Consider the following 14,968-nt stretch of genomic DNA (forward strand, 5'->3'; position numbering starts at 1 on the left):
CCATGGAACGGAACCTGCTGGCGGGCAAGGTGGCGGTGGTGACCGGCGCGGCGTCGGGCATCGGCGCCGCCGTGGTCGCCCGCTTCCTGGCCGAGGGCGCGCGCGTGATCGCCGTCGACCTGGCCGCACCGGGACCCGCGCGCCCCGGCGTGGTGCCGGTCACCGGCGACGTCGCCTCGGCCGGCACCTGGGAGCGCGTCGCGGAGCTGGCCGCGACCGAGTTCGGCCGCCTGGACGTGCTGCACTCCAACGCCGGTGTGGTCGTCCGTGCCCCCGCGCACGAGCTGGCCGAAGACGACTGGGACCGGCAGATCGCGGTCGGCCTGAAGGCCTCCTACCTCGCGGTCCGCGCCTGCGTGGGGCTGCTCGCGGCCAGCGCCGGGGACCGCGACGCCGGCTCGGTCGTGCTGAGCTCGTCGGTGCACGCCCTGGCCGGCCTGCCCGGCCACCCCGCGTACGCGGCGGCCAAGGGCGGCCTGATCTCCCTGGGCCGCCAGCTCGCCGTGGAGTACGGTCCCCGGGTACGGGTCAACACCGTGCTACCCGGCCCCATCCTCACCCCGGCGTGGGACGGCATCGGCGAGGAGGACCGCCGCCGCAGCGTCGCGGGCACCGCCGCGCGCCGCTTCGGGTCCCCCGAGGAGGTCGCCGCCGCGGTGACGTTCCTCGCCTCACAGGAGAGCTCCTACGTCACCGGCGCCTGCCTCGTGGTGGACGGCGGCTGGAGCGCGGTGAAGGATTCCGCATGATCACAGGTTCCCCCACACGAGGACGGCGAAATTGAGCGTCTACCCAGGCCGCGGCGTGCACGGCCAGGTCGTCGAGGCCATCGGCCGGCGGATCGTCACCGGCCAGGATGCCCCCGGCTCCACCCTCGACCTGGACTCGCTGGAGGTCACCTACGACGTCAGCAAGACCGTCGTCCGCGAGGCGCTGAAGGTCCTGGCGGCGAAGGGGCTGGTGGACGCCCGGCCCAAGCGGGGCACGTTCGTCCGGCCCCGCTCGGAGTGGAGCCTGCTCGACCCCGACCTGCTGCGCTGGCAGTTCGAGGACCCCATGGGGTCGGGGATGCTCGACGACCTGTACGAGGTGCGGATCATCGTGGAACCGGCCGGCGCCCGACTGGCCGCCGGACGCCGCACCGAGGAGGACCTCGCGCGGCTCACGGCGACGCTGGCCGAGGTCACCCCGCGGTCCGGGGCCAAGGAGATCGTCAAGGCCGACCTGGCGTTCCACCGCCAGCTCCTCGAGGCCTCGCACAACGAGTTACTGATCCGGATGGAGTACATCATCGAGATCGGCCTGCGCGCACGCGACCTGCTCGTCCACGCCGAGGGGCACCGGGAGGACTTCCTGCCGCCGCACCAGGCGGTGCTGGAGGCCGTGCGCGCCGCCGACGCCGACGGCGCCGAGCGGGCGATGCGCGCGCTGCTGGAGAAGGCCGCCAAGGACGAGCAGGAGATCAAGGGCCGGGAGTGGCGGTGAAAATCGCCCGGATCGAGACGTTCCTGGTGCCGCCCCGGTGGCTGTTCTGCCGCGTGGAGACCGACGACGGGGTGGTCGGGTGGGGCGAACCGGTCGTGGAGGGCCGCGCCGAGGCGGTCCGCGCGACCGTGCACGTCCTGGAGGAGTACCTCATCGGGCGCGACCCCCTCACGATCGAGGACCACTGGCAGGTCATGGCCAGAGGCGGCTTCTACCGGGGCGGGCCGGTCCTGTCCAGCGCCCTGGCCGGCCTGGACCAGGCCCTGTGGGACATCGCCGGCAAGGCGTACGGCGCCCCGGTGCACGCCCTGCTCGGCGGGGCGGTGCGCGACCGGGTCCGCATGTACGCGTGGGCGGGCGGGGACGAACCCGGCGAACTCGCCGACAGCGTCAGCGAGCGGATCGAGGCGGGGTTCACCGCGGTCAAGGTCAACGCCGTCGGGCGGGTGCCCGCGCTCGCGACGGCCGCCGACCTCGACGGCGTCGTCCAGCGGGTCGCGCTGGCCAGGGAACTGCTCGGGCCGGGGCGCGACCTGGCCGTCGACTTCCACGGCCGGGTCTCGGCGTCGGACGCGCGGCGCGTCCTGCCGCTCATCGCCCCCTACCACCCGATGTTCGCCGAGGAACCGGTGCTCCCCGACCGGCCGCACCTGCTGCGGGACGTCGTGACCGCCAGCAGCGTGCCGATCGCCACCGGGGAGCGCCTGTACTCGCGGTGGGACTTCCGCCCGGTGCTGGAGGCCGGGGTCGCCGTGGTCCAGCCCGACCTGTCGCACGCCGGAGGCATCTCCGAGGTGCGCAGAATCGCCGCCCTGGCCGAGGTGTGGGACGCGCGGCTGGCCCCGCACTGCCCGCTCGGCCCGCTGGCCCTGGCCGCCAGCCTCCAGGTCGCCTTCGCGGCGCCCAACTTCCTCATCCAGGAGCACTCGATCGGCATCCACTACAACGACGGCGCCGACCTGCTGGACTACGTCCTCGACCCCGAGGTGTTCCGCTTCACCGCCGGCCACGTCGCCCGGCCGGCCGGACCCGGGCTGGGCGTGCGGATCGACGAGGCCGCGGTGCGGCGGGCCGACAAGTCGGGGCACGCCTGGCGCAACCCGATCTGGCGGCACGACGACGGCGGCCTCGCCGAATGGTGAACGCCCCCGTCCCCCGCCGAATGGTGAGCGCCCCGGTCCCCCGCCCAATGGTGAGCGCCCCCGTCCCCCTGCGCGCCCGCTTCGACCCGGCCCTCGGCGGGCGGTGGACCTCGCTGGCCGGCGGCGGCCGCGAGTGGCTCTGGTCCCGCGACGAACCTGCCCGCGCCGCCGCCGTCCCGGGAGCCGCGTTCGCCGACGCGGGCGGCCTGGAGGAATGCGTCCCCACCATCCGCGGCCTCCCCGACCACGGCGACGCCTGGTCCCGCCCTTGGCACACCCCCGGACCCGGCCCGGCGGGCGCGGGTTCGTTTCACGGCCGGGCGGGCGCGGGTTCGTCGAACAGACCGGCGGGCTTGGGCTTGGAAGGCGGCCCGGCGGGCGCGGATTCGTTTCACGGCCGGGCGGGAGCGGGTGTGGAGAGCGGCGTTCGGTGTGCGGACTTCGAGCTGGTACGTGTGGTCACGCACGAGGCGGGGGCGGTGGTGGCCGATTACCGCCTGTCCGCCTCCCCCGGCTACACGTTCGTCTGGGCCGCCCACGCCCTGCTCGACCTCGGCGAGGACGCCCGCGTCCTCGCGCCCCCCGGCACCCCGGTCCGCCTCTACCCCGAAGCCGCCCCGCCCGGACCGGGTGGGCGTACGGCGCCGCCCGGATCGGCGGGGCGGCCTGTTCCGTATGTGGAAGGCCTCTGGCCGATGCCGTTCGGGGTGCCGCTCGACCGGCTCGGGCCGGATGACGGGACCGCCGTCGGGGCCATCCTGCGCCACGGCGCGGTCCGGGTCACCGACGGCGGCGACACCCTGAGCCTGCGCGTCGAGGCACCCACGGGCGTCCCCGTCTCGACCGCACTATGGCGCAATTTGGGCGGGTTCCCCGCCGGCGCCCCCTACCGCAGCGTCGGCGTGGAGCCCATGCTCGGCGCGGTGTTCGACCTGGCCGAAGCGGGCCCCGGCGACGCCGCCGTGGTCCCGCCGTCCGGCGAACTGACCTGGCGTCTCGTCCTGACCGCAGAACGCGTGACCATCCCGGAAAGGCGGAACCCGTGACGACCCATCCCGAAAGGCCGAACGCGTGAAGACCCGTCCCAGAAGACGGATCCCGTGATGACCCGTCCCGGAAAGGACGTGCGATGAACGACCCCTCGCTTCCCGCCGTGACCCCGTTCGGCGAGGTGCTGGCGGCGCGGCGACTGGTGGCGATCGTGCGCGGAAGCGACGCCGGCGCGGCGCTGCGCACTGTCGTCGCGCTCGCCGAGGAGGGCGTGGAGCTGATCGAGGTGTCCCTGGTGACCCGGGACGCCCTGGGGGTCATCAGCCGCGCCCGCGCCGCGCTCGGCGGTGCGGCCTGGCTCGGGGCCGGGACGGTCCTGACCGGGGACGACGCCCGGGTGGCGGCGGACGCGGGCGCCTCCTATCTGGTCACGCCCGGGGTGAGCGCCGCCGTCTCCGCCGGTCACCGGCTCGGGCTGCCGGTGCTGGCGGGCGCGCTGACCCCGACTGAGGTGGTGGCGGCCCTCGCCGCGGGCGCTTCGGCGATCAAGCTGTTCCCCGCCTCACTCGGCGGCGTGCCGTACCTGCGGGCGCTTCGGGACCCTTTCCCGGACGTCCCCTTCGTCCCGGTGGGCGGCGTGGACGCCGAGGCGGCAACCGCCTACCTGCGCGCCGGCGCGGTCGCGGTCGGGGTGGGTTCCCCGCTCATGGGCGACGCCGCGTCCGGCGGCGACCTCGACGGCCTCCGCACCCGTGCCCGCCGTTTCGCCAAGGCCTTGTGACCACCGAGGTGACCCTGCCGAACCGAAAAGCCCCCGTGACCACCACCCCCACCACACCGGACCGGACCGCCTCCGTGGCCACCGACCCGACCACGCCGGACCGTACAGACCCCATGTCAGCCGACCTGGCGGCGCCGGACCGGGAGAATTCCTTGGCCGTCGACGTCGTCACGTTCGGCGAGGCGATGGCGGCGTTGCGGGCGTGTGACCCCATCAGGCTCGGGGGGACGATGCGGCTGTCGGTCGCGGGAGCGGAGTCCAATGTCGCGATCGGCCTGGCACGCCTCGGGCATCGCGTCCGGTGGACCGGCCTGGTCGGCGCCGACGAGACCGGCGAACTCGTGCTCCGCACGCTGCGCGCCGAAGGCGTCGACGTGACGCACGCCCGCGCCGACGTGCGCGGGCCCACCGGGCTCATCCTGTTCGAGCGCCGGATCGGCGACCTCACCCGGGTGATCTACCACAGGGCCGGTTCCGCCGCGTCCTTCCTGGTGCCCGAGGACGTCCTGCCCTCGCTCGACCCGCCACCGAGGTTCCTGCACCTCACCGGGGTCACGCCCGCGCTCGGCCCCGGCCCGGCGGCGGCCGTCATGGCCGCCGCGCGGTCAGGCGTGCCCGTCTGCCTCGACGTCAACCACCGCCCCCGCCTGTGGGACCGGGACCGGGCGGCCGGGGCGTTGCGCCCGCTGGTGCCGTGGCTGTCGGTCCTCGTCGCCTCCGACGACGAACTGGAGTTGGTCGCGCCCGCCTCGGCCACGACCGAGCTCGACCGGATCTCCGCCCTGCTGGACGCCGGGGTGGGCCAGGTGGTCGTCAAGCGCGGCGCGGACGGCGCCGACGGCCACACCGTCACCGAGACGGTGCGGGCGCCGGCGCGGCGGGTGCCGGTCGCCGACCTCGTCGGGGCCGGGGACGCCTTCGTCGCCGGCTACCTGTCGGGCCTGCTCGACGGCCTGGACCTGGCCGGCCGCCTGGACCGGGCCGTGACCACCGGGGCCTTCGCCGTCGCCTCACCCGGCGACTGGGAAGGACTCCCGGCCCGCCACGAACTGGGACTCCTGGACTCGCTCCCCGGCACCACGCTGCGCTGACGGGACCCCTGGACTCCCCGACACCGGTGACGCGATCCCCGGGCTCTCTGCCGCCAGGGAACGCCGCGCCGAGCGGGGAGCGGCAGGTCAGGTCAGAACGCGTTCGCCCGCCGGGATGGTGAAGCTCGCGGCCGTGCGCGCCGGGGCTCCCCTGCGGCTGATGTAGTCCAGCGTCCGGAAGTCGGCCCTCAGCTCCTCCTGCGTGGCGCGGCACATGATGTAGCCCCGGCGCTCATCGACGAACCTCATGTGCGGGTTCTCCGAGAGCAGCGCCGCGTCCCTGGCGGGGTCGTGGTACCCGTCCCCGTCGCTGGAGATGGAGGTGCTGACCAGTTCCACGCCGACCCGTTCGGCGTCCGGGTCCTCGAAGTCCACCACCAGGTCGGAGGCGGAGGCCACGTGGGCGTCGCCGGTCAGCACGATCGGGTTGCCCGCGCCCGAGGAGGCGAGGGTGGCGAGCAGCCGGTCGCGCTCGGCCGGGTACCCGTCCCAGGCGTCCACGTTCAGCTCACGGCCGGGGCCGAGGTGGTAGTCGCGCTGGCCGACGATGATCTGCTGGGCGACGAGGTTCCAGGTGGCGGTCGAGGACCGCAGGCCGCCGGCCAGCCATTTCAGCTGGTCGTCGCCCATCATGACGCGCTCCTGGCCGAGCCGCTCGTCGCAGCCCGACCGCATCCCGTCGTCGCACGGCTGGTGGTCGCGGAACTGGCGGGTGTCGAGCATGTGGAAGGTCCCGAGCGTGCCCCACGACACCCTGCGGTTGATCTTGATGTGCGGCCCGCGCGCGACGGCGGACCGGCGCAGCGGCATGTTCTCGTAGTACGCCTGGAACCCCGCCACCTTGCGGGCGCCGAAGTCCGGGGCCAGCGTGCCGGGGTTGTCGCCGGCCCAGTTGTTCTCCACCTCGTGGTCGTCGAAGATCACCAGCCACGGGCTGTTGCGGTGGGCGAACTGGAGGTCGGGGTCGGTCTTGTACTGCGCGTGCCGCACCCGGTAGTCCGCGAGCGTCTGCAGCTTGCCGCCCTCGTGCTGCCGGACGTTGCCCTTCGGGGCGGTGTAGACGCCGCCGGAGTACTCGTAGATGTAGTCGCCCAGGTGGACGACCACGTCCGGGTCCTGCTCGGCCATCCGGCGGTAGGCCGTGTAGTAGCCGTGCTCGTACTGGGCGCAGGACACCGCCGCGAAGGTGAACGAGTCCGGCGTGGCGGGCGCGGTCCGGGTGCGGCCGACCGGCGAGAGATGACCGTTCGCCCGGAACCGGTAGAAGTACTCCCGTCCGGGCTGAAGTCCGGCGACCTCCACGTGGACCGAGTGCGCGGACCCGGGACGGGCGCTCGTCTTGCCGGTGCGCACCACGTCGCGGAAACGCTCGTCGGCGGCGATCTGCCAGCCGACCTCGACGTCACGGCCCGGCATGCCGCCGTGGCCGTCCGGGGACAGGGGCTGGGGCGCGAGCCGGGTCCACAGCACGAAACCGTCCGCCGAAGGGTCGCCCGAGGCGATCCCCAGCGTGAACGGGTCGGGCGACAGCAGGCCGGCTCGGGTGGGGGTGGACGCCGCGGCGGACGCGGGCAGCACGAGGCCTCCGGCCCCCGCCGCGGCGGCGATCAGGAACACTCTGCGTGAGGGGTTCTGCTCCACACCATCAGTGCAGACCCCCAGGCTGACCTGCGGGCGAGGGCGTGATGTCGGCGGCGTGAACAGCGACCGCACAGGAGTGCGGACTACCCACCGTGTCTGAACACGCGCCGACGCGGAGACGACCTCTTCCGGCATACCTGGCGAAATCCCCGCCAGGCACGGCCCTGTCCGGCCCGGGCGCTAGGCTCTGCGTCTGCTGTACAGAGTGGACGCGAGCAGGACCCCGATGATGGCCAGGACGATCTGAAGGATGAGCTCCAGCCAGTCGATGCCACTGGTGTTGGACACTCCGATGGCGCCGGCGATCGCGGTCCCGATGAGGGCCGCGACGATACCGATCACGATGGTCAGCCAGATCGGGATGTTCTGCCGTCCGGGGATGAGAAGCCGCGCGAGCACGCCGATCACCAGACCGACGATGATCGCGCTGATTATACCGGTGACATGCATCTTCACCCTCCGTTATTCGCCTGTCATCCGTATTCCCACGAGTGGGGCGATCGATACGTCAGCGCAGGTCAGCGGAGTGGAATGCGCAGTATGGGGTTCACCAGGAAGGCCGCGGGGCGTGCGGCGTCACCCCGTCGCCAGGGCCGCCTCCAGCCCGCTCCGCAGGGTTTCGGCGTCACGGAAGTGGACGGCCGACATCCCGGCGGACTCGGCGCCGTTGACGTTCACCATGCGGTCGTCGACGAACACGAAGTCGTCCGGCCGGGCGCCGAGCCCCGACGCCACCCTGAGGTAGATCTCGGCGTCGGGCTTCACCACGCCCATGTGGCCGCTGTAGAAACGGGCGTCCATGGTCTGGATCCAGGGCAGCCTGTCGACGCCCTCGGCCAGGCAGATCGGGGCGTTCGACAGCAGCGCCACCGGATGGCCCGCGTCGCTGACCTCCTTCATCACCGACACGGCGTCCTCGTTCGGATGACTCCAGCTCGCCACATCCAGCGCGACCAGGCGCGCCACCTCGGCGTCGCTCGCCCGCCGGTCCAGCACCTCCGACCAGTACGCGCCCGCCGTGAGGGTGCCCCGGTCGAACTCCAGCCGATGCCCCCAGTAGCCCTGCCAGAACAGGTCGGAGCCGATGCCGCCGGCCTCGACCAGCCGTCCCCTGTCGGTCTCGGGCTGGGCGTGGGACAGGACCTCGCCGTAGTCGAACAGCACCCATTTCATGATCGCGATATTACCGAACATCAGGCCTTGAGGAACGGCTCCACGTATTCGTTGATCGCACCGCAGCCCAGGTAGTTACGCACCGTATGGAAGTCGGCCCAGTCGATGTTGACCTTCTCGTCGCGGAACACCCCGTCGAAACAGCTCTTCAGCGCACCCGGAATGGCGGCGATGTCGTCCTTGTCGGCGATGTTCACCCACTGCCGCACCCCGTGCGGGCACCGGCCGCGGCCCGCGCGCGGCAGCGGCTGGAGCCGCTCGAAGACGACCCCGCGCATCGCCAGCGGGCTGCCGAGCGTGATCAGCAGGTCAACCGACAGATCGGGGTGCGCCCACAGCGCCTCGTAGGCGACGACGCTGCCCAGCGAGTGGGCGATGACGACCCGGGGCCGGTTGCGGCGGATCACGTCGGCGACGGCGTCCCGCGCCCCGACGCGTGCCGCCGCGTCCGCGCTCGCGAAGTACGCGGCGACCTCGGGGCAGAAGTCCTCGGCGAAGTTCTTGGCGTGCGGGCCGAGGCGCAGGAGCAGCCATTCGGCGAACCGATGGATCAGCCCGGTCAGCGTCTCCCCCGCGGCGCCCGCCCCGCCCAGCTGCTCCATCCAGTCCGCCAGCACGAGCTGGGAGGCCGAGTCCATCTTCCGCAGGTCCCTCTTGGTCGCGGAGGGCTTCTCCTTGCGGAGCAGGTGGGCGTAGTAGGCCACCTCGCTGACGTACGACTCGCCCGCGTACGGGACGCCCGCGGCCAGGCCGGCGTGCAGGTAACGGTCCCACTTCGCCCGCATCACCTCCGCCGCGCCCGTCGCCGAACCGGCGGCCTGGAAGTAGCGGTACTTCCCGATGCCGTGAACCCCCACGATCCCCGCCACCCGTGGCCTCCCGGAATGCTCGGCGTACTCGGCGTACTCGGCGTACTCGGCGTACTCGGCGTACTCGGCGTACTCGGCGTACTCGGCGTACTCGGCGTACTCGGCGTACTCGGCGTACTCGGCGTACTCGGCGTACTCGGGTACGGCTGACGCCCGACTCGCGAACAGGGACACTTTGCCCGAGCCGGACGATCACCACAAGTCGGCGCACGACTACGGAACAAGACAGTCGCCCAGCGGCAAGCCGCCTCCGGCCGCCGCATTCCCGCGCCAACGCCGCCCCACGGACCTCTCGGGGCCTCCTTCGGTCGTCTCCTTCGGGTCTTCTCGGAGGTCTTCTCGGAGGTCTTCTTGGGCGGCTCGTCGGAGGTCCGCTCGGGGGACTTGCCGGAGGCGGTCTCCTCGGGTCTTGTCCGAGGTCGGCGAACAAATCGGTTGATCAGGGGCGGGGCCCTGCGGCTACCCTGGTGGCATGCCCGGTCCGCTGCACGTCCGAGGCTCGGTCGCCATCCCCGAGGCCGAGCTCAGCTGGCGTTTCTCGCGTTCCTCCGGGCCCGGCGGCCAGGGGGTCAACACCACCGACAGCCGCGTCGAGCTGAGCTTCGACCTCCAGGCCACCGAGTCGATCCCGCAGCCGCTCAAGGACCGCGCGCTGGAGCGCCTCGGCCCGAGGCTGGTCGACGGGGTGATCACGATCGCCGCCTCGGAGTACCGCTCCCAGCTTCGCAACCGTGAGGCCGCCCGGGTCCGGCTGACGCAGCTCATCGACCAGGCCATCGCCCCGCCGCCGCGGAAACGCCGCGCGACGAAGCCGTCCCGGGGGGCGGTCGAGCGGCGCCTGACGGCCAAGAAGCACCGCTCGGGCATCAAGCGCATGCGCCGCACCGACGACTCCTGACGTTCCCGGCTCGGGTACGACGGGTCCGGTGCGGCGGGTCATACGACGGTCCTGGTACAGCGGTCCCGGTACGGCGGTCGTGTCCCGGGTTGCCGTGGTCGTCTCCCGAGTGAGGCGGCCGTGTCCCGGGTCGCGGTGGGTCGTGTCCCGGGTTGCGTGGGTCGTGTTCAGGTGCGGCGGTCCTGCATCTCCCAGATGTGGTCGATCACGTGCCACGCGATGCGCCGGGCCGCGTACCGCGCCGGCCAGCCGTTCGGCGTGAGCGGCGCGCCGTCCGACGGCCTGCCCAGCACCTCGATGATCTCGTCGCGCAGCGCGGTCCGCGCCGTGCGGTCGTCGATGTCGAACGGCGGATGGCGCACCCCCATCTTGCGCGCGTACGCCCGCTCGGCCTCCTTGACGTGCCCGACCATCTTGTCGCGGTCCCTGCCGCCGCCGCGCGGGCCCTTGCGCAGCTCCTCGGGAGAGTCGCCCGCCACCTCGTCGAAGACGTCCCACGAGGCCCTGACCAGCGCGGTCGCCCGGTCGGCCACCTCCTGGTCCACCGGGCGCGCGTCGACCTCGGGGATCGCCGAGGGGGCGCCGAAGTCGGTGGTGGAGTCACCGGCGGGCCGCTCGATCACACTGAACGTGCCGGGCTCGAACGGCAGACCGGCCCGTTCGGCGATCACCTGGTAGCGGTCGGCGTACTCGGCCAGGGCCTCCAGGGCCGCCTCCTCGGTCTTGGCGGTCCGGCACCACCCCGGCCAGTCGTACGAGCAGGCGAAGACCTTCTTACGGCCGATCTCCAGATAGACGTCTGTCATGTCCTCATCCTCCCTCGGGTACCTGACAGGGTGTGTCGGCTATTCGACGAGGTCGATGAGATCGGCGACGGACTGCACCACGCGGGACGGCCTGAACGGGTAGCGGTCGATCTGGCCCTCGCTGGTCACCCCGGTCAGCACCAGGATCGTGTGCAGGCCGGCCTCCATGCCCGACACGATGTCGGTGTCCATCCGGTCACCGATCATGGCGGTGCTCTCGCTGTGGCCGTCGATGGCGTTCAGCGCGCTGCGCATCATCATCGGGTTGGGCTTGCCGACGAAGTACGGCTCCACCCCCGTGGCCTTGGTGATCATCGCCGCGACGGCGCCGCACGCGGGCAGGGAACCCTCGTTGGACGGGCCGACCGCGTCGGGGTTGGTCGCGATGAACCGGCTGCCCGAGTCGATGAGCCGGATGGCCTTGGTGATGGCCGTGAAGCTGTAGGTGCGGGTCTCCCCCAGCACGACGTAGTCGGGATCGGTGTCGGTCAGGATGTATCCCGACTCGTGCAGGGCGGTGGTCAGGCCCGCCTCCCCGATGACGTACGCCGAGCCGCCGGGGCGCTGGTCGTCGAGGAACCGCGCCGTGGCCAGCGCCGAGGTCCAGATCGCCTCGGGCGGCACTTCGAGCCCGGCGGCGCGCAGCCGTACGGACAGGTCGCGCGGGGTGTAGATGGAGTTGTTGGTCAGGACCAGGAAGCGTCTGCCCGAATCACGCAGTTTGCGGATGAACTGGTCGGCTCCGGGGACGGGGCTTCCCTCGTGGACGAGGACGCCGTCCATGTCGGACAGCCAGCACTCGATCGGCTTGGGCTCGTTCACCGTTCTCCAACGTTCGACACCTTGTCTTTACCACCAGAATGACAGGTGCCCGGCCCCTCCACGCCCAGCGCTCCCCCCGGATCACCGCATCGTGCGCCAGGTCTGCTCCTCCACCAGCTCCCTGCTCCGCCAGCCCGAGGACGTGCGGACCATGCGATGGTGGTACCAGCCGCCGCCCTGGATCAGGCCGGTGGTATCGGCGGGGATGGCCTCGCGCGAGGGGGACAGCGTGTCGGCGAAGGCCGCCGCGACGACGGCCTCGTCACCCGCCTCGCCCTCGAAGCGGATCGACATCGCGCCGATGAGGTGCAGGCGGCCCGGCCAGTGCCGCAGGACGTCCGCCAGCCACGCCTTCGCCTCCTCCTTCGGCCCCTTGATCCCTCCGGCCGAGGTGTAGTCGATCACCGCGTCCTCGGTGAAGACGGTGTCGAGCCGGTCCCACTCGCCGCTGTCCACGGCGTACGCGTACCGGGCGAGGATCTCGGCGATCTCCAGCCGATCGGCGGTCTCGGTCAAGGCGCTCATCCCCACATCCAACCAAACGCTTGCTACATTCTCGACCCTCCAACCCCACCACTCCAAAATCCTGGTTCGAAAGACCAGCCCAGATCACTGCACCGGGAGAACGTCCAGGTCGAAGCGCGCTGATCAGATCGGAGCGTGCTGGTCGTGTCGGCTGCTGGTCGGTGGGCTTGGCGGCGCCCCCCACCCGGCACCGGCTTGGGTGGGCCAGCAGGTCTTGCCCACCCAACCCCCGCCCTGCCAGGCGCGGCGGGCCGGGACACGGGCCATCCACCCAACCCCAAGCCCAGCCAGGGACAGCGGTTCGGATCACGGGCCTACACACCCAACCCCCTTGGTCCTGCTCGCCGGGAAACAGCTCGGGCCGCACGAACGCCTCATCCCGCCGCTCCGAAATCCTGACCCCGAAAGCCACGTCCACATCACCAATGGCAGAACGGCCGCGCCGAAACGTACCGGTCGCGTCGGCTGCTGGTCGGTGGGCTTGTCGAAGCTCCCCACCCGGCACCGGCTTGGGTGGGCCAGCGGGTGTTGCCCACCCAACCCCGCCCTGCCAGGCGCGGCGGGCCCGGGACACGGACCGTCCACTCAACCCCAAGCCCAGCCAGGGACAGCGGTTCGGATCACGGGCCTACACACCCAACCCCCTTGGTCCTGCTCGCCGGGAAACAGCTCGGGCCGCACGAACGCCTCATCCCGCCGCTCCGAAATCCTGACCCCGAAAGCCACGTCCACATCACCAATGGCAGAACGGCCGCGCCGAAACGTACCGGTCGTGTCGGCTGCTGGTCGGTGGGCTTGTCGAAGCTCCCCACCCGGCACCGGCTTGGGTGGGCCAGCGGGTGTTGCCCACCCAGCCTTGCAGCCCCGCTCCGTGACGGGGTCGAGCTGACACCGGGATTGATCCCAGGACGCGAGAGCCCGAGACGCCTTGGCCTTCCGGCGCCAGCCTCACCCGGCCCAGAGGATCCCGCGCAGGTGCGCTAGGCCGCGCTCCGTGATGCCCGCCGCCACTGCCACGCCACCCGAACTGATGGACCGTCAGCCGACCCCGGTCACGTCAGCCACGGTCACCAGATACGCGGCGTCGTCGATCCGGTAGGTCACCAGGCCGGCGCCGCCGAATTCCGCGCTACGGACGTAGGGGTCGGTCGTGGGGAATGTGCGCAACGGGTCGGCCGGGTACTCGATGACCCAGGACAGTGCCTCGATAAGGGCGTCCATCGCGCTCGGCGGGAATCCGCTGAGCTGGCCGAGGGCTTTGACGCTGAGCTCTGCCCGGTAGATCACCTATTGGCCCGGGCGGCGGCGACCCGTGCCTCCCAGTCCGGAATGGCGTCCTCGATGGGGACGGTGAGGGCGGTGCCGTTCTGCACGGCCTCCAGATTCTCGTAGTACCCCGGCTGGTTGGTGGCGATGACCACCAGGCTCCAGTGGCGGAGCACGCGCTGGAGCCGTCGGTAGCCGGACGGCTCGTGCGCGCCGTCGACGGCCTCGTGGTACTGGCGGAGGAACTCGTCCCGCTCGCGTGCGGGGAGGTCGCGCAGGATGACCTCGGGGTCATGCGGGTCCTCGTGGTGCACGGGCTGGGCGCTCATGCCCTCAGGATAAGCCGGGGTTCGCGGTGACGCACGGCGAACGGAGGCCTCAGATGCCCCCGGCAGTGCCAGCAGGGGCGGGGGCGGCCGTCGTCATCCTCGCCGACCCATCCGCCGACACACTCCGGGCAGAGGGGCCGGGGCGCTACAACGATGGTCCCGCGCCGGAGTTCGGAGAGTCGCATAGCGAAGTCCGCGCGGCCCGCAGCGCTACCTGCCCAGGCGGGCACACTGTGGACGCGCCCTTCACGCCGAACGTCACCGAGAATCGAAGCCACCTCGTCAGCGGTCGCCTCGTGCTCGACCATGAGCTGCTTCGAGAAGGGGTCAAGATCGTTCTCTCTCTCGACTATGGCCGGGCCCGCGCCCGCGAGAGAGAAGTTGTTCAAGGGGTTGTTCAAAGGCTCTTTTTGGGTGGCATCCATGCAAGGGGTGGAGGCGGCATGGATGCAAGGGGTAGAGGGGGCTTCCATGCCACCCCTTGCATCCATGCCACCCCTTGCATCCATGCCACCCCTTGCATCCATGCCAGGGGTCCCGTCCGTGGGAGGGCTGGTCTCAACGAGCTTTCTGCCGCCGCCCTTGTTCCGCGACTCCCTGACCGGTTTCGGCCCCTTGATGTGCAAGCACACGTCATAGACCACCGGGCGTTTGCCCTCCGGCAGATGATCCGCGAGCGTCTGGTCGCCCATCGTCAGCAGGCCCAAGGCGACGAGGCGCTTGATGTCCCGGCGTACCTGATCGGCGGACTTCCCGGTGAGCGTCGCGATGGTGGCAATGGCCTGGTATGACCCACGGCCGTGCTCGTCGCAGCGTGCGGCGATCACCGTCAGCGTGAAGGCGAGGTCGACCGGAACGGGAGCGTCGTGGATCACCCATGCCACCGCGCGAGCGCTCACCCATTCGCGATTCACGCGGCGCTCGCTAGAAACGCGCTAAGTACCGGGGCAGCCGGTATCGTGCCCATGGGTCTCCTCCTGGTTACGTCAGGTGCGAGATCAAGGGCCTGTCAGGTGTGCAACCACCCGACGGGCCCGCTCTATGTGATTGGACGGTCCCTTACAGCGACCTGAGCTGCATGCTAGCGCTCTATGACCAACCCGGATCACCGTAAAGCGCAGCTCAAACCCCGATCACCGCCGAGCCCACG

Annotated in this window: 17 protein-coding genes; 7 read left to right on the forward strand and 10 right to left on the reverse strand. The window is 71.6% G+C overall.

Annotated elements, in window-relative coordinates:
- The first annotated feature begins 2 nt into the window (after positions 1 to 2).
- From NYZ98_RS04405 to NYZ98_RS04430, 6 genes are all read left to right on the forward strand, one after another.
- Positions 3 to 749 carry an SDR family NAD(P)-dependent oxidoreductase gene (locus tag NYZ98_RS04405; protein ID WP_262841164.1) on the forward strand — a complete coding sequence of 249 codons (747 nt, stop codon included), beginning with the start codon at positions 3 to 5 and terminating at the stop codon, positions 747 to 749.
- Between the two features lie 31 nt (positions 750 to 780).
- The gene (locus NYZ98_RS04410) at positions 781 to 1,485 is read left to right on the forward strand and encodes a FadR/GntR family transcriptional regulator (RefSeq protein WP_262841165.1); all 705 of its coding nucleotides are present in this window, start codon (positions 781 to 783) and stop codon (positions 1,483 to 1,485) included.
- Complete coding sequence (dgoD, locus tag NYZ98_RS04415) at positions 1,482 to 2,627, forward strand: galactonate dehydratase (protein WP_262841166.1); 1,146 nt, start codon at positions 1,482 to 1,484, stop codon at positions 2,625 to 2,627. Before NYZ98_RS04410 ends, dgoD begins: the two co-directional genes overlap by 4 nt.
- A 50-nt stretch (positions 2,628 to 2,677) precedes the next feature.
- Positions 2,678 to 3,673, forward strand: coding sequence for a hypothetical protein (locus NYZ98_RS04420; protein ID WP_262841167.1), 996 nt, complete (start codon positions 2,678 to 2,680; stop codon positions 3,671 to 3,673).
- Positions 3,674 to 3,756: 83 nt separating this feature from the next.
- Positions 3,757 to 4,398 (forward strand): bifunctional 4-hydroxy-2-oxoglutarate aldolase/2-dehydro-3-deoxy-phosphogluconate aldolase, encoded by a 642-nt coding sequence (locus NYZ98_RS04425; protein ID WP_262841168.1) that lies wholly within the window; start codon positions 3,757 to 3,759, stop codon positions 4,396 to 4,398.
- Positions 4,399 to 4,550: 152 nt separating this feature from the next.
- Positions 4,551 to 5,489: a sugar kinase gene (locus tag NYZ98_RS04430; RefSeq protein WP_262841169.1), complete on the forward strand. Its 939-nt coding sequence runs from the start codon at positions 4,551 to 4,553 to the stop codon at positions 5,487 to 5,489.
- A gap of 87 nt (positions 5,490 to 5,576) precedes the next feature.
- On the opposite strand, the gene NYZ98_RS04435 is transcribed toward NYZ98_RS04430, so the two are convergent.
- The 4 genes from NYZ98_RS04435 to NYZ98_RS04450 all read right to left on the reverse strand — a co-directional run bounded on the left by NYZ98_RS04435 (position 5,577) and on the right by NYZ98_RS04450 (position 9,346).
- Entirely contained in the window at positions 5,577 to 7,130 is a 1,554-nt protein-coding gene (locus NYZ98_RS04435) for an alkaline phosphatase D family protein (RefSeq protein WP_262841170.1), read from the reverse strand.
- Positions 7,131 to 7,310: 180 nt separating this feature from the next.
- Positions 7,311 to 7,580 carry a GlsB/YeaQ/YmgE family stress response membrane protein gene (locus NYZ98_RS04440; RefSeq protein WP_262841171.1) on the reverse strand — a complete coding sequence of 90 codons (270 nt, stop codon included), beginning with the start codon at positions 7,578 to 7,580 and terminating at the stop codon, positions 7,311 to 7,313.
- A gap of 126 nt (positions 7,581 to 7,706) precedes the next feature.
- Positions 7,707 to 8,303 carry an HAD family hydrolase gene (locus tag NYZ98_RS04445; RefSeq protein ID WP_262841172.1) on the reverse strand — a complete coding sequence of 199 codons (597 nt, stop codon included), beginning with the start codon at positions 8,301 to 8,303 and terminating at the stop codon, positions 7,707 to 7,709.
- A gap of 20 nt (positions 8,304 to 8,323) precedes the next feature.
- Positions 8,324 to 9,346 carry a GPI inositol-deacylase gene (locus tag NYZ98_RS04450; protein WP_262841173.1) on the reverse strand — a complete coding sequence of 341 codons (1,023 nt, stop codon included), beginning with the start codon at positions 9,344 to 9,346 and terminating at the stop codon, positions 8,324 to 8,326.
- 298 nt (positions 9,347 to 9,644) lie between these two features.
- Here NYZ98_RS04450 and arfB point away from each other — a divergent pair, with 298 nt between their 5' ends.
- Positions 9,645 to 10,070 (forward strand): alternative ribosome rescue aminoacyl-tRNA hydrolase ArfB, encoded by a 426-nt coding sequence (arfB, locus tag NYZ98_RS04455; RefSeq protein ID WP_262841174.1) that lies wholly within the window; start codon positions 9,645 to 9,647, stop codon positions 10,068 to 10,070.
- 167 nt (positions 10,071 to 10,237) lie between these two features.
- Here the strand turns inward: arfB and NYZ98_RS04460 are convergent, their stop codons facing one another.
- The 6 genes from NYZ98_RS04460 to NYZ98_RS04485 form a co-directional block, all read right to left on the reverse strand.
- Entirely contained in the window at positions 10,238 to 10,876 is a 639-nt protein-coding gene (locus NYZ98_RS04460; RefSeq protein WP_262841175.1) for a hypothetical protein, read from the reverse strand.
- 39 nt (positions 10,877 to 10,915) lie between these two features.
- Positions 10,916 to 11,698, reverse strand: coding sequence for an HAD-IIA family hydrolase (locus tag NYZ98_RS04465; protein ID WP_262841176.1), 783 nt, complete (start codon positions 11,696 to 11,698; stop codon positions 10,916 to 10,918).
- Positions 11,699 to 11,779: 81 nt separating this feature from the next.
- Positions 11,780 to 12,223 (reverse strand): nuclear transport factor 2 family protein, encoded by a 444-nt coding sequence (locus tag NYZ98_RS04470; RefSeq protein ID WP_262841177.1) that lies wholly within the window; start codon positions 12,221 to 12,223, stop codon positions 11,780 to 11,782.
- A 1,038-nt stretch (positions 12,224 to 13,261) separates the two neighbouring features.
- Positions 13,262 to 13,510, reverse strand: a complete 249-nt coding sequence (locus tag NYZ98_RS04475) for a hypothetical protein (protein ID WP_262841178.1) — start codon at positions 13,508 to 13,510, stop codon at positions 13,262 to 13,264.
- Complete coding sequence (locus NYZ98_RS04480; RefSeq protein ID WP_262841179.1) at positions 13,507 to 13,818, reverse strand: DUF6247 family protein; 312 nt, start codon at positions 13,816 to 13,818, stop codon at positions 13,507 to 13,509. The genes NYZ98_RS04475 and NYZ98_RS04480 overlap by 4 nt, the downstream gene beginning before the upstream one ends.
- Positions 13,815 to 14,693, reverse strand: a complete 879-nt coding sequence (locus NYZ98_RS04485) for a helix-turn-helix domain-containing protein (protein ID WP_262841180.1) — start codon at positions 14,691 to 14,693, stop codon at positions 13,815 to 13,817. Before NYZ98_RS04485 ends, NYZ98_RS04480 begins: the two co-directional genes overlap by 4 nt.
- Positions 14,694 to 14,968 lie beyond the last annotated feature (275 nt).

This window comes from Sphaerisporangium corydalis, from assembly GCF_025506355.1.
In the GTDB taxonomy this organism is placed as follows: domain Bacteria; phylum Actinomycetota; class Actinomycetes; order Streptosporangiales; family Streptosporangiaceae; genus Sphaerisporangium; species Sphaerisporangium corydalis.

Excerpts from the sequence above, each read along its gene's own strand:
- NYZ98_RS04405 (WP_262841164.1), top strand. The coding sequence starts at position 3 with ATGGAACGGAACCTGCTGGCGGGCAAGGTGGCGGTGGTGACCGGCGCG.
- NYZ98_RS04470 (WP_262841177.1), bottom strand. The coding sequence starts at position 12,223 with ATGAGCGCCTTGACCGAGACCGCCGATCGGCTGGAGATCGCCGAGATC.
- NYZ98_RS04480 (WP_262841179.1), bottom strand. The coding sequence starts at position 13,818 with ATGAGCGCCCAGCCCGTGCACCACGAGGACCCGCATGACCCCGAGGTC.
- NYZ98_RS04425 (WP_262841168.1), top strand. The coding sequence starts at position 3,757 with ATGAACGACCCCTCGCTTCCCGCCGTGACCCCGTTCGGCGAGGTGCTG.
- arfB (WP_262841174.1), top strand. The coding sequence starts at position 9,645 with ATGCCCGGTCCGCTGCACGTCCGAGGCTCGGTCGCCATCCCCGAGGCC.
- NYZ98_RS04460 (WP_262841175.1), bottom strand. The coding sequence starts at position 10,876 with ATGACAGACGTCTATCTGGAGATCGGCCGTAAGAAGGTCTTCGCCTGC.
- NYZ98_RS04445 (WP_262841172.1), bottom strand. The coding sequence starts at position 8,303 with ATGAAATGGGTGCTGTTCGACTACGGCGAGGTCCTGTCCCACGCCCAG.
- NYZ98_RS04440 (WP_262841171.1), bottom strand. The coding sequence starts at position 7,580 with ATGCATGTCACCGGTATAATCAGCGCGATCATCGTCGGTCTGGTGATC.